Origin of the sequence: Maricaulis sp. (genome assembly GCF_015665295.1) — a bacterium.
GTDB lineage: Bacteria > Pseudomonadota > Alphaproteobacteria > Caulobacterales > Maricaulaceae > Maricaulis.
This window is the reverse complement of the sequence record NZ_JADFAJ010000032.1, coordinates 1-13,412: the sequence shown is the minus strand read 5'-3', so window position 1 is coordinate 13,412 and position 13,412 is coordinate 1. Positions and strand designations below refer to the sequence as shown.

At 62.5% G+C, this 13,412-nt stretch carries 13 protein-coding genes; all 13 read right to left on the bottom strand.

Annotation, left to right across the window (positions count from 1 at the left end; genetic code table 11):
• Window positions 1-1,313, bottom strand: a 1,313-nt coding sequence (locus tag QZZ02_RS13350; protein ID WP_291845122.1) for a 2-oxo acid dehydrogenase subunit E2, incomplete at its 3' end; no start/stop codon positions are given.
• Between the two features lie 35 nt (window positions 1,314-1,348).
• A complete protein-coding gene (locus QZZ02_RS13345) occupies window positions 1,349-4,333 on the bottom strand; it encodes a 2-oxoglutarate dehydrogenase E1 component (RefSeq protein ID WP_291845121.1) in 2,985 nt (994 codons plus the stop codon).
• Window positions 4,334-4,559: 226 nt separating this feature from the next.
• Window positions 4,560-5,468, bottom strand: a complete 909-nt coding sequence (sucD, locus tag QZZ02_RS13340) for a succinate--CoA ligase subunit alpha (RefSeq protein WP_291845119.1) — start codon at window positions 5,466-5,468, stop codon at window positions 4,560-4,562.
• Window positions 5,468-6,667, bottom strand: coding sequence for an ADP-forming succinate--CoA ligase subunit beta (gene sucC, locus QZZ02_RS13335; protein ID WP_291845118.1), 1,200 nt, complete (start codon window positions 6,665-6,667; stop codon window positions 5,468-5,470). Before sucC ends, sucD begins: the two co-directional genes overlap by 1 nt.
• Window positions 6,668-6,768: 101 nt before the next feature.
• Window positions 6,769-8,142: a hypothetical protein gene (locus QZZ02_RS13330; protein WP_291845117.1), complete on the bottom strand. Its 1,374-nt coding sequence runs from the start codon at window positions 8,140-8,142 to the stop codon at window positions 6,769-6,771.
• 82 nt (window positions 8,143-8,224) lie between these two features.
• Window positions 8,225-8,653 carry a TQO small subunit DoxD gene (locus QZZ02_RS13325; RefSeq protein ID WP_291845116.1) on the bottom strand — a complete coding sequence of 143 codons (429 nt, stop codon included), beginning with the start codon at window positions 8,651-8,653 and terminating at the stop codon, window positions 8,225-8,227.
• Window positions 8,654-8,738: 85 nt separating this feature from the next.
• Window positions 8,739-9,269: a DoxX family protein gene (locus QZZ02_RS13320; protein WP_291845115.1), complete on the bottom strand. Its 531-nt coding sequence runs from the start codon at window positions 9,267-9,269 to the stop codon at window positions 8,739-8,741.
• Window positions 9,266-10,030: a DNA-binding domain-containing protein gene (locus QZZ02_RS13315; protein WP_291845114.1), complete on the bottom strand. Its 765-nt coding sequence runs from the start codon at window positions 10,028-10,030 to the stop codon at window positions 9,266-9,268. Before QZZ02_RS13315 ends, QZZ02_RS13320 begins: the two co-directional genes overlap by 4 nt.
• Window positions 10,023-10,877, bottom strand: a complete 855-nt coding sequence (locus tag QZZ02_RS13310) for a DUF692 domain-containing protein (protein WP_291845113.1) — start codon at window positions 10,875-10,877, stop codon at window positions 10,023-10,025. Before QZZ02_RS13310 ends, QZZ02_RS13315 begins: the two co-directional genes overlap by 8 nt.
• A gap of 34 nt (window positions 10,878-10,911) precedes the next feature.
• Window positions 10,912-11,202 carry a DUF2282 domain-containing protein gene (locus tag QZZ02_RS13305; RefSeq protein WP_291845112.1) on the bottom strand — a complete coding sequence of 97 codons (291 nt, stop codon included), beginning with the start codon at window positions 11,200-11,202 and terminating at the stop codon, window positions 10,912-10,914.
• A gap of 195 nt (window positions 11,203-11,397) precedes the next feature.
• Window positions 11,398-12,252 carry a DUF1036 domain-containing protein gene (locus QZZ02_RS13300; protein WP_291845109.1) on the bottom strand — a complete coding sequence of 285 codons (855 nt, stop codon included), beginning with the start codon at window positions 12,250-12,252 and terminating at the stop codon, window positions 11,398-11,400.
• A 100-nt stretch (window positions 12,253-12,352) separates the two neighbouring features.
• On the bottom strand, window positions 12,353-13,102 hold the full coding sequence (locus tag QZZ02_RS13295) for a hypothetical protein (protein WP_291845108.1): 750 nt from the start codon (window positions 13,100-13,102) through the stop codon (window positions 12,353-12,355).
• A gap of 153 nt (window positions 13,103-13,255) precedes the next feature.
• A partial coding sequence (locus QZZ02_RS15085; RefSeq protein WP_366511541.1) for a carotenoid oxygenase family protein occupies window positions 13,256-13,412 on the bottom strand: 157 nt, incomplete at its 5' end.

Sequence of the window (13,412 nt, the reverse complement as noted above, 5' to 3'; positions counted from 1 at the left end):
GAGATGGTGAAGGTCGCCCCCTGCATCTCGTCAATCGAGAGCTTGCCGTCGCGGGCCCGCTTCCCGAGACGGATGATTTCCTTCTCGATTTCAGCCAGCGACATCTGGTCGGCATCCCGGACCACCGGAACGACCAGTCCGCGGTCCGTGCCAACAGCCACGCCCATGTCATAAAAATTCTTGTAGATCAGGTCGGTGCCGTCGATCTCGGCATTGACAGCCGGCACCTCCCCGAGTGCGTGGCAACAGGCCTTCACGAAAAAGCTCATAAAACCCAGCTTGACGCCATGCTTGGCGACAAAGGCCTCCTGGTGGGCTTTGCGCGCCGCCATGATGGCCGACATATCCGCCTCGTTATAGGTCGTGAGGATCGCCGCCGAATTCTGGGCCTCCTTGAGGCGCTTGGCGATGGTCTGACGGAGACGCGTCATGCGCACGCGCTCTTCACGCGGACCAGCCTCGCGCGCCGCGGACGGCGCCCTGGCAGGGGTCGCCGGAGCAGAAGGCGCCTTTGCGGCCGATGGCGCTTCTGCAGCGGCAGGCTTCGGCGCCTCGGCTGCCTTGAGTGCATCGCCTTTGGTTATGCGGCCATCCCTGCCAGTCCCCTCGATCGCGTCGGCATCGAGCCTGTTCTCTTCGATCACCCGCTGGGCCGACGGCATGGCCGTCTTGCTGCTCTCGGTCACTGCCGGAGCCGATGCGGCAACAGCCGGCGCTGAAGCACCCTCCGTAATACGCGCAACGGCATCACCGGGCGCCACGGTGTCGCCCTCTGCGACGAGCAGGTCAGAAACGACACCTGCAACAGGCGACGGGACTTCAACCGCCACCTTGTCAGTCTCGATTTCGACCAGTGCCTGGTCGATTTCCACCGTATCGCCCGCCTGGACCAGCCAGGAACCGATGGTGCCTTCGGTCACGCTTTCGCCCATTTGCGGCACAGTGGCCTCGACGGCTGAGCCTTTCGATGCAAGCGCCGGTGCTTCGGCGGGCTGGCTTTCTGCCCGCGCGGGCGCGGCGTCCCCGGACGGGGCTGAATCTTCGGCCGGGGCGTCGGATTTGGCTTCGGTCGATGTGCCAGCCGCCTCGATCACCGCCAGCTTGGCGCCGATTTCAACATTCTCGCCCTCGGCCGCGAAAATCTCGCCCATCACACCGTCTGCTTCCGCACGGACTTCGACCGCGACCTTGTCGGTTTCGAGTTCAACCAGGACATCATCCCGGGAGACGGCATCGCCGGTCTTGACCATCCAGTTGCCCACGGTGGCTTCGGTGACGCTCTCGCCGAGCTGCGGCACGGTGATATCGGTCATGTCTCTCGTCTTTCCTTCAAAGAAGTCGGCCGACCCTAGGACAGGGCTTCATCGACCAGGGCATCCTGTTGTTGCTTGTGCTTGGAGGCGATTCCGGTTGCCGTCGATGCGGTCGGGGCCCGTCCGACGTAACGCGGTCGGCTCGCCTGGCCCTCGATCTTCCCGAGCACATATTCGATGTTCGGATCGACGAAGGTCCAGTAGCCCATATTGCGCGGCTCTTCCTGGCACCAGACGACTTCCGCGTTCGGGAAGCGCGCAAGCTCAGCGATCAGCGCCTTGTAAGGGAAGGGATAGAGCTGCTCGACGCGCATGAGATAAACATCATCGGTGCCGCGTCGCTCACGTTCTTCCAGAAGATCGTAATAGACCTTTCCGGTACACAGGACGACGCGGCGAATCTCGCTGTCGGATTTGAGCTTGAGCGTGGTCTGGCGTACTTCGCCTTCCGGGCGCGACGCCTCATCGGCATCATCCCACAACACCCGATGGAAGGATGAACCCGGACCCATCGCCGCGAGCTGCGAGACGCAGCGCTTGTGACGCAGCAGGCTTTTGGGCGTCATGATGACAAGCGGGGTACGGAAATTGCGGTGAATCTGGCGACGCAGGATGTGGAAATAGTTCGCCGGCGTCGAGCAGTTCGCGACCTGCATATTGTCTTCCGCACACATTTGCAGAAAACGCTCGGGCCGCGCGGAAGAGTGCTCGGGACCCTGACCTTCATAGCCATGCGGCAGCAGCATGGTCAGACCGGACATGCGCAACCATTTGCGTTCACCGGATGAGATAAACTGATCAATGATCACCTGGGCGCCGTTGGTAAAATCACCGAACTGGGCTTCCCACATCACCAGCGTGTTGGGCGCCGAGAGCGAGTAGCCATACTCGAAGCCCAGAACCGCTTCTTCCGACAGCATGGAGTCGATGACTTCATACTTTTTCTGATCGGCGGACAGATTATTGAGCGGCGTGTATTTTTCCGCCGTTTCCTGGTCAATAACATGCGAGTGGCGCTGGGAGAACGTGCCGCGGCCACAATCCTGACCCGACAGGCGAACCGGGAAGCCCTCGGTCAGCAGCGTGCCGAATGCCAGATGCTCGGCGGTCGCCCAGTCAATGCCCGAACCGCTCTCGATGGCATCGCGGCGGCCACCGAGCACCCGTTGCAGGGTGCGGTGGATATTGATACCGTCGGGCACCTCGGTCATGGCCTGTCCGACCGCCTTGAGGCTCTCCATCGTGGCAGAGGTTTCGCCGCGGCGGTCATCGCCTTCGGGCAGGCCGAGGCCGGACCAGCGTCCGTCGAGCCAATCCGCTTTCTTCGGCTCGAAGGTCTTGCCTGCATTGTACTCGGATTCCAGAAAGGTATCGAACTCGTTCTCTATCGCTTCAGCGTCGGCGGCACTGAGCACACCGTCGGCAAGCAAACGGTCCTGGTACTTCTTTTTGACAGGCGGCATGTCCTTGATGATGCGGTACATGATCGGCTGCGTGAAGGTCGGGTCGTCGCCTTCGTTGTGGCCGTATCGGCGATAACAGATCATGTCGATGACCACGTCCTTGCCGAACAGCTGACGATATTCAGTCGCGATCCGGGTGGCGTGCACGACTGCTTCCGGGTCGTCGCCATTGACGTGGAAAATCGGCGCCTGGACCATCAGTGCCACATCAGAGGGATAGGGGCTGGACCGGCTATCCTTCGGGTCGGTGGTGAAACCGATCTGGTTATTGACGATGAAGTGGATCGCCCCGCCGGTCCTGTGCCCGCGCAGTCCCGACAGGCCGAGACACTCGGCGACCATGCCCTGGCCGGCGAAGGCTGCATCGCCATGAAGCAAGAGCGGCAATACGCTGGACCGCGGGGTGCCCGCCTGCTTGCGGCAATTCTCTTCCTGCTTGGCGCGGGCCTTGCCCAGAACGACCGGGTCCACCGCCTCGAGGTGGGACGGATTGGCCGTCAGCGAGAGGTGCACCTTGTTGCCGTCAAACTCGCGGTCTGACGAGGCGCCGAGATGGTATTTCACATCGCCGGACCCGAACTCGTCCTCGCCTTGGGTATTGCCACCCTGAAATTCGTGGAAAATCTGGTGATAGGGCTTGCCCATCACGGCCGCGAGTACGTTCAAGCGACCACGGTGCGGCATGCCGACAATGATGTCCTCGACGCCCATGGAGCCGCCGCGCTTAATGATCTGCTCCAGCGCCGGCACCATGCTCTCACCGCCATCAACGCCGAAACGCTTGGTGCCGGGATAGCGTTTGTGCAGGAACTGCTCGAAGCGCTCGGTTTCGATCAGCTTCGAGAGGATCGCGATCTTGCCTTCACGGGTGAAGGAAATGTCCTTGTCCGGCCCCTCGAAGCGCTCTTGCAGCCAAGATTTCTCTTCCGGGTTCGAGATATGCATGAACTCGACACCGACCGGGCCGCAATAGGTCCGCTTGAGAATATCAAGCATCATGCGTGGCGTGGCGGTTTCGAGGCCAAGATAGCCATCGATGAAAACGTCCTCGTCCAGCGCCGCGCCGGCAAAGCCGTAGGTCGCAGGGTCGAGTTCAGCCTGGTATCCGAAATCGGTCAGGCCGAGCGGATCGAGATCGGCAGCCAGGTGACCCCGCATCCGGTAGGCGCGGATCATCATGATCGCGCGGATCGAGGCCTGGGTGGCTTTGCGGACATCTGCGGCGCTGGCGCCCGGCTGCGTTGCCTCGACATGGCCGGCGACCCTGTCGACCATGGCTGCTTCATCGGGCCCGATATCACCGAGTGCCGAAACCATCTCGCCATTCACCTTGCGTGGCCAGTCGGCGCGCTTCCAGGCAGGCCCGCGAGCCGCGTGCGAGCTTTCCGACGGCGCATCGCCCATGGCATCGAAAAAGGCTTTCCAGCTTGCCGAGACCGAGTTCGGATCGGCGGCATAGGCGGCAGCCATCTGCTCAAGATAGACGGCGTTGGCGCCCTGGAGGAAGGAGGTGTCCAGGAAGTTCTGGTTTTCTTGGGATCGGCTTTGGTCAGACATTTGAGGGGGAGGCCTGAGTCAGGAGTGTGTCCGGAAGGCAATAGACCGAGTGGGTTAATCAACCCTGTATGCCTAATCCACGCGGCACGAAAGAGATTCGCGCCGGTCTGCTGCCAAGATGGTGACATATGACGGTGTGGGAGGGGCGATTACGCAGCAGCCATCACAAAGAAAACCGCGCTCCGGAAATCCGGAGCGCGGCCTGTCGTCCGATAATGCGCCGACATTAGCCCTTGAGCAGCTCGGCGAGCGTGGTGCCCAGACGTGCGGGAGACGGCGAGACCTTGATCCCGGCCGCTTCCATGGCCGCGATCTTGTCTTCCGCGCCGCCCTTGCCGCCGGAGACGATGGCACCGGCATGGCCCATCGTGCGTCCCGGAGGCGCGGTGCGACCGGCGATGAAGCCGACGGTCGGCTTGGAACGGCCCTTCCTGGCTTCGTCGGCCAGGAATTGCGCGGCGTCTTCCTCGGCCGAACCACCGATCTCACCGATCATGATGATCGACTGGGTTTCGTCATCGGCGAGGAATTTCTCGAGCACGTCGATGAACTCGGTTCCCTTGACCGGGTCACCGCCAATGCCGACGGCCGTGGTCTGGCCGAGGCCGACCTGCGAGGTCTGGAAGACAGCTTCATAGGTCAGCGTGCCCGAACGCGAGACGACGCCCACAGATCCCTTCTTGAAGATCGAGCCCGGCATGATGCCGATCTTGCACTCTTCCGGGGTCAGGATGCCCGGGCAGTTCGGACCCAGCAGCATGGAGTTCGACTTGTCGAGGCGATCCTTGACCTTGACCATGTCCATCACCGGAATGCCTTCGGTAATGCAGACGATGAAGGGGATCTCGGCATCGATGGCCTCGATGATCGCCGCACCGGCACCGGCCGGCGGGACATAGATCACGGACGCATCGGCGCCGGTCGCTTCCTTGGCTTCACCGACGGTTGCGAAGATCGGCAGGGAGGCCGCGCTATCGAGCCCGGAGGTCCAGCTTTCGCCGCCCTTCTTGGGGTGCACGCCGGCGACCATCTGGGTGCCGTAATACTGCAGCGCCTGCTCGGTGTGGAAGGTCCCCGTCTTGCCGGTCAGGCCCTGGACGATGACTTTGGTGTTCTTGTCTACGATGATCGACATCAGTTGGCCTCCTTCACGGCGGCGACAATTTTCTGGGCGGCGTCGTCGAGATCATCGGCAGCGATCACGTTGAGACCGCTTTCATTGATGATCGACTTGCCCTTCTCGACATTCGTACCTTCGAGGCGAACCACGAGCGGGACCTGAAGGCCAACATCCTTGACGGCCGTGACCACGCCCTCAGCGATGACGTCACAACGCATGATGCCACCGAAAATGTTGACCAGGATGCCTTTGACGTTCGGATCCGCGGTGATGATCTTGAAGGCGGCCGTGACTTTCTCGGTCGTGGCACCACCACCGACATCGAGGAAGTTGGCCGGCTCGGCACCATAGAGTTTGATGATGTCCATGGTCGCCATGGCCAGACCAGCGCCGTTGACCATGCAGCCGATATCGCCGTCGAGCGCGACATAGGCGAGGTCATACTTGGAAGCCTCGATCTCTTTCTCGTCTTCCTCGGTCGTGTCGCGCAGCTCCATGATGTCCGGGTGACGGAAGAGCGCATTGCCATCGAAGGAGACCTTGGCGTCCAGCACGCGGACATGGCCGTTTTCCATGACGATGAGCGGATTGATCTCCAGCATCGACATGTCCTTCTCGCAGAAGGCGGTATAGAGGATCTTCGCCAGGCCCATCATGTCCTCGCGCGCCTGGCCTTCCAGCTTCAACGCATCACAAACGGCTGCGGCGGAGGCATCGGTCACGCCGGTCGACGGATCGATGTTGATCGTCTGGATCTTCTCCGGCGTTTCGTGGGCAACATCCTCGATGTCCATGCCGCCTTCGGTGGAAACCACGAAGGCAACCTGGCCCGTTTCACGATTCACCAGAAGCGAACAATAAAGCTCGGTGGCGATGTCGGCCCCGTCCTCGATATAAAGGCGGTTGACCTGTTTGCCGTCCGGGCCGGTCTGGTGCGTGACCAGCGTATTGCCTAGCATTTCCTTGGCGTTCTTGACCACGTCTTCCTTTGAGAAGGCGAGGCGGACACCGCCCTTGGCGTCGGGACCAAGTTCCTTGAACTTTCCCTTGCCGCGGCCACCAGCGTGGATCTGCGACTTCACCACCCAGAGCGGCCCGGGCAGCTTGTCGGCCGCCGCAGCGGCTTCATCGGCGGAGAAAATGGCGACACCTTCGGCGACCGGCGCGCCAAAGGATTTCAGGACGGCTTTCGCCTGGTGTTCGTGGATATTCATGAAGGGGCCTCGCGGGAGGATAAAAGCGACAAAACGGCCAGAATGGACTTGCCTTATAGCACTGGGCTGCTGCGGTGCAACGCACTCGCAGCGGCTAATTGTCAGTCAATCTCGAATGTATCGCTGTGTGCGCCCGGTTCGACAGGCGGGTTCAAGATCGCCGACAGCGACAGACGTCTGGGCGGACCCGGCACCTCGACTTCGGCCGCAATTTCCTGACCGGAGAAATAGCGGACACCCGCGGAAATCGCGGCCTCCAGCAATGCCGTATTCTCGATTTCCAGCAAGGACGTCTCGGCACTCATCTGTATCGCTGCGGAGACCCAGGCGACACAAGTCATCAAATCCTTGTCGGCGGCGCCGTCATCATTGAGCCGCGGTGGTGTGTCGGCGCTGAAAATGCCGATTCCACAACTTTCAAACCGGTCCAGCTGTGTCAGCCCGAACCGGTGATGGACGAGGACATAGGCACCGAAATGCTTCATCGAGCGGCAAACTTCCTGAAGCTGCGCGATGGGTGCACCATCCGGCACACCATCGATCCGCAACAGGAAAAAGCGGCGGGCCGGCTCCGGGATCGGCTGCAATATCTTGAAATACTCCATCCGCCGGGAGACGGTAGAGAGGCTCTCATAGTGAACCGGAACGATGATCATGCTGCCATGGCCCGCGGAACGCGCACGCTGGAATCCCCGCTGCGCCGACAAGGCGACGGCCCGGTCGAGTTGCTGGTGCTGTTCGCGGTCGGCCGCACCGGACAAGGTTTCGCGACCATAATAGGCGAAGCCGTCGACGATTTTCCGCGCGACGCAAATATGGTGACTGATAAAGGATTTGCGGCTGTCCCAGACCGGCCTGAAAACGATATCGTCCCAACTCTGCTGGGACGCAGCGGACGAATCTGCCGGAACCCTCACCAGTGAAGGCCGGTCGCGCGCCTCAGGCCTCGGCGCTTCAACCCAACGCGTTTTGCCATCATCATCACGCTCCGTAGCCGGGGCCGGAGTCCAGGGCGTTTCCAGATCAGCCGGCAAGCCGGGCTTCGCCTCTGACTTGCCCGTGGCCGGATTGCTGTGATCATGCGGCTGGGACCGCGCGACAATCTCGAGCAATTCGCTCGTCGGCACATCCCGCGCTTCCGCTTCGGACCTGACCTCTTCCAGACCTGCCTCGCCGAGAAAAAACGAGTTGAGCTCGCCGGAGATGGCCTCGACCATCAGATGAGACGCCTCAACATCACTGGCGCGGAAAATGATGAGAAACCCGCCCTGTACGCGGATCATGACATCGTCCGGCCCGATGCGCCGCTCGATGAATTGTGTTGAGGTCTCGTAGACTTTCTCGCGCAGTCGGGGCCAGTCATCGCCGGCTCGGGACCGAACGCGATCAAGATTGAGAAACTGGAACTGACCCATATCGACCGACCGGCGGCCGGCGAGCGCCGTCTTCAGCTTGAGACGCAGTTCAGGTGACATGGTTTGACGATCCGGGCCGGTCATTGCCGATACCCGTCAGCCTGCCGCACAGACCTTGAGATTGTGTAAGCTTCGCCGGCGCCTAGCGCAGCGTCGCCACGATCGCACCGTCGATCGACAAGGCGCCACCGCCCCGCGCGAAGAGGTAGAAACCGGACGCAGCAAACACCATGACCGATGTCCAGGCTTCCGGCATGATCCAGAAGGCATGAACCGCGCAGGCTGCGAGCAGGACCAGGCCAACCAGCCGGGTCAGGAATCCGACGAGCAGAAGAAAGGCGACAAGATGCGCACCCCAGACCGCGATCTGGGCCGTCTGCGCCGCCGACACCAGGGGTATGTTCCAGACGGCCGCGGCGGTGATCATGTCCGGCATGACGCCCGGCCAGACGTCGGCATTGGCCCGTCCCCAGTTCCACAGGCCGGGCAGCAGGCAGACACGGATCACGCCGCCGACAATCCAGTCCGGCAAAAAGCGCTCGGCCCGGGCCGACGGCTCGCTTGTGTTCATGATCACCCCCCGGTGCATCCTCCCCGGCGTGGCGGGGCGTGGAGGGAGCATGCAACAGCGCCGATAGCGGCGCAACGCAACGCACCTATCGCGCGAAAAGCCGGCCTGCCAGATGATCGAGCGACGCGCGACCGGGGCCGGTGATGACGATGTAGAGCCCGATCACGGTCCAAAGTGCGTGCGTCGCCCACCAGGCCTGCGGATAAACAAATACCTGGATCACCAGCGTCATGAGGACCAATGCGAACGCACTCAACCGCGTCGCCAAACCGGCTACCAGCAAGATTGGAAGCGCGAATTCCGCCAGGACCGCCGCCCACGCCGCCCAGCCGGGCGGGATAAATGGCAGGGCAAAATCATCCCGAAACTGGGCGACCAGCGCCGGTTTGAGCTCGAGCGGCAAATCCGGCAAGCGCAGGCGCGCCCGTTCGACGGGAAAGTCGTTGATGAACTCGGTATAGGTCAACAGGTTGACCGTGCTGACCTTGGTCAGCAGTGACCGCCAGAAGATTCCCGCCAGTGTTAACCGGGCAAGAAACGGCAAAGCATCACCAGCCATCCATCGTGTCGCGAACCGGACCGCCGCGTCATGCCAGACCCTCAACATATTCATCATGGCTCTTGGCCCTCGATCTGTGCCAGGTAACCCGCAGTCAGCGCCGCCGTGAAAGCGGACGCCGGATCAAAACCGGGATCGGACGCAGCGGTCTGGATACTCGCCTCGCCCAGGCTCTGGCCCTCACCGAGGCGGCGCAGGAACCCGGCTTCAGATCGCGACAGCCGACGCGCGAGCACCTCGTTTTGCGGGCGATAAACGATCACATCTGTCCGACCCGGCGCGATTCGGGTCGGCGCGTGCGGGGCATGAGCGCGGTGGTTTTGCCAAACCCCGAGAACCGGCCAGTCCAGTCGGAGCAGCCGAACTGACGCCTGCAGGCCGGGAGCAAGGCCGGGAACGCGTTCCGGGGCCATTGCAGCTACGGTGTTCGGGCAGCAAGCGGGCGCTTCGGCTGCATGATGCGCTTCCAGCGCGGCCCAATCGAGGCGGGCAATATCGGCGAGATAGGGCAAGCTTTGTGCTGGCTCATAGCGCGCGACCAGATCTGCAAAACCATCGCCGTAAAATGTCAGCGAACGCGCGCGCGGCGGTCGGGATTGCCAGTAGGCCTTGGCCATGGGCGAGAAGAAGCGGTCTCCGGTGAGCATGTTGACCACCGGGAAAGCCGCCCGCAACGCTTCAATGGAAGCGCTGGCAACATTGTTCTGGTAGATCGCGAGGCGCGCAGCGTCCCGCCGCCGGACGAGATAGGGCACCACCCCGGCCCGGTCGCCGCGAGACAAGAGCCGCGCGAATATTTCATGGAATTCTCTAGACATGGAGCGGCGCCCGCTTGCCCAGGCGTGTCAGCTGTGCCTGGGCGAGATCACGCTCCGCGATCAAGACATTGAAGTCCGGAAGGTGGGTATCGCGCTCAATCAGCGTCGGCCGCGGGCCGGTGGCGGCAATGACAGTCTCGAACAGACGCCAGACCGGCGGCGCGATTTCAGCGCCGTGAGTGTCGATCAACAGGGCCTCGCCCATGCTGCTGTCCACCTCGTGGCCAGCCAGATGGATCTCGCCGACGGCACCCACCGGGATGCGCCGCAACCAGTCCCGGGCGTCGATGCCCAGATTGTGGGCGCTGATATGGAGATTGTTGACGTCGAGCAGCAAACCACATCCGGTTCGCTTCACGGTCTCGGCGAGGAAATCGGCTTCATCGCATTCATCGTTCAGCCAGACATAGCGGGCCGGGTTCTCGATCAGGACCTGACGCCCCAGCCTGGTCTGCATGATATCCACATTGCGACAAAACCGATCGAGGGCCATCCGGGTCATGCGGACCGGCAGCAAGTCGGCAAACCAGATATCATCCAGCGCCGACCAGGCCAGGTGCTCGGATATCCGCACGGGTTGATAGCGCGAGATCAGGCGCGACCACCTGTCCAGATGAGCCGGATCGGGACGGTCCGGTCCGCCCAGAGACATGGCGACACCGTGCAGGCTGAGCGGATGGATCTCGCGGATGGCGTCCAGCCAGCGCAGACGCGGGCCACCCTCCACCATGTAGTTTTCCGGATGGACCTCGAACCAGAGGCCGTCTGCGCGCGCTTCCAGCGCCGAGCGATAGTGCTCGGGCTTCAGGCCAATGCCTGCGGAGGGGGACAGGTCGGAAAGCAGCATCGCTGACAGCCTCTGGCAGAAGCCCGGAGAGCGCCTAGGGACGCTCGACCGGGGTCAGTGAGCCATGGCCATAAGGCGTCTGGATCGATTCACAGGTCCCCTCGGGCACATAGGTCCAGGCATTGCCCTGATAGTCGGTCGTCGCCGTGCCGGCGCAGGAGGTTCCCGGGCCTGCGGCGCAGTCGTTTTCGCCAGCAAGGGCGATGCCGTAGCACTGCTCCATGCTGGGTTCGGTCTGGGTGGTGCTTGCCTGTGCCGCAGCGCCCGACAGGGACAGGGCGAGGGCGGACAGGGCGAGAGCAGTTGTACGGGACTTGGTATTCATCGTGCGCGATCTCCAGCTTGGGTGGCGCCCGGCTCATTCGTCAGTGGCGTATCCGGGCCCGCTCAATCTGCCGCCGGCGATCCTGAAGCGCCAATCACGTGGCAGCCTGAACCGTCACCATCACGTGAGGCGGCGTCAGCGTCACATCAGCTGATCGTCATCCAACGCGATCGGCGCCTGCTGCCGCGTGCGCTCTCATTGGAGATAGGCCGTGAAACGCGCGACATTGGCCCGGAACACATGCATCTCCGCCTGGATGACCCGGCCGGCGCTGCAGCCAACGCTGGAAGGCTGCACGACACCCTCTTGCGTTTCGGGCAGGCAGAACACCACCGAGCCGTCGTCATTGGCCCGACCGACCGCGCCGACCATGACCAGATTGCCGGTCGGAAAACCGCGATAAAGGTCCACGCACTCACCGCCCGCAATCGTCTGGCGGCCCGCAATATCGAAACGGCCATCGGCCCGCGAAACGAAGGCAAGCGTATCGGCCACGCCGGATCCGGCGTTGCAGACTTCCAGCGTGCGCACGATCTGGGCCAGCCCGCGCTCGTCGCGCGGCGCGCCAACGCAAAGGGCGGCGTCCTGACCTGACAGGCTTTCACACCGCACCCGGTAATCAACCTGACCCAGGCCGCGATAGCGGCTTGCGCCGATGGGCAGGCGGACAAAGTTCCTCGGCTCGCGCCCCGCACTGCAGGGTTCTGTTGTTGCGAGGGCAAAGGTCGAGTCTGCCGGCGCGCAGTAGACCGCGTCTCCGGAGCGGGCCGGCCAACGCCATTCGCCCGACATCACATGCATGTCGAGGGACGGCCCCACAACATTGTTGACCGCGCCTTCCAGGCAATCTCCCGGTTCGACGAGGAACCAGCTGCGCAGGGTCCGGTCCTCGGTCGGATTGGTGCGATATGCCGCAGCCACCGCGACGCTGAATCCGGTCTCGTTGCAGACATTCAACAGGATATCGCGCTGCGCGTGGACGGGGGCGGCCGCGACCAGGATGGCAAGTGCAGCGACAACCGCAATGAACGGGACGCGGAACGGGATCATGATCTAACTCCGAGGACAACACTCGACAGGTCGCAAACTCGGCGAGTCAGGTCAATTCCCCGGGCGCCGATCAAACCGCCGAAAACGCGTCCCGAACCGGTCAGCCTGGCGCCGGAGCAACGAACTGCATCGGCTGGCCGCCGACATCAATACGAACGATCCGCCCACTCTCGCGATCAATGAAGATATCATTGGGTGGTGTGCCTCCGCGCTGTTCGATGCGGAGCGTCGTGAAATGGCCCGCCGGTGTGTCGATTCCGACTTCTTCGACCGCCGTGAGCGTGACAGCCGCACCCTCACCCCCCATCACGGCATACCAATTGAAAGTGACGCTGTCGCCGACCTCGAGTGGCAGAGCCGCCGCAACCACGAAATAGCTGGCGCGAAGAATTGCCCCCTGTTCGAGCTCTTGCGCGACAGGTTGGGAAGCTTCTGGTTGCCCGGGCCTTACCACGTGCATCTGTCCGTTGGCGGCACCGGACTCGAAATCGACGTCAAAGACATAGTAATTGCCGGCCTGGTGATAGCGGATGTCTGACGAGACCGGTGCAAGGTCCTCAAGTCGCACCCTGGCCTCCATCGTCTCGTATACTTCCCGCGAGGCCCACATGGTCCGGTCATAAATATCGATGACATCGCCATCGACCTGCCAGCCAAACCGCATGAAGCCGTCAGCGACGCCTTCATATTCGAGCTGCAGGTAGATTTCCCCGGCGGCCAGGACCTCTTGGTCGAGGCGTTCCCGCCAATCGTCCTCTGTCCGGGTCGAATCCTGAGCCTGCGCGCAAGCCTGAGCAGGCACACCGAGAAGCATGACTGCGCCAATCGCAGCCAGACCATAAATCCGCATTTGTGTCTCCCAACGCCCAAGCCAGGACGTGAACGCTCCCATGGCACTGATGTCGCCGGGCTTTCCGGCGGATTAACTCCAGGCAAGAACGCTGACCAACACACAGACGGACAGGCCGGCCGGGCGAGGGGCCGGCCTGTCCAGGACCTGGCGTCAGGCCGCCTGCCAACAACCGTGGAATCCGAACGGACAAGCATAGGGCAATCGCCAGCTTGCCACGGGCCCGTCCTCAAGGCGGCGCGCCTCAAACACGTGAAGCTCGGTGGCGCGTTCGCGCTTGTTGAGCGCCGTATGGACGAGCCATCCGTCG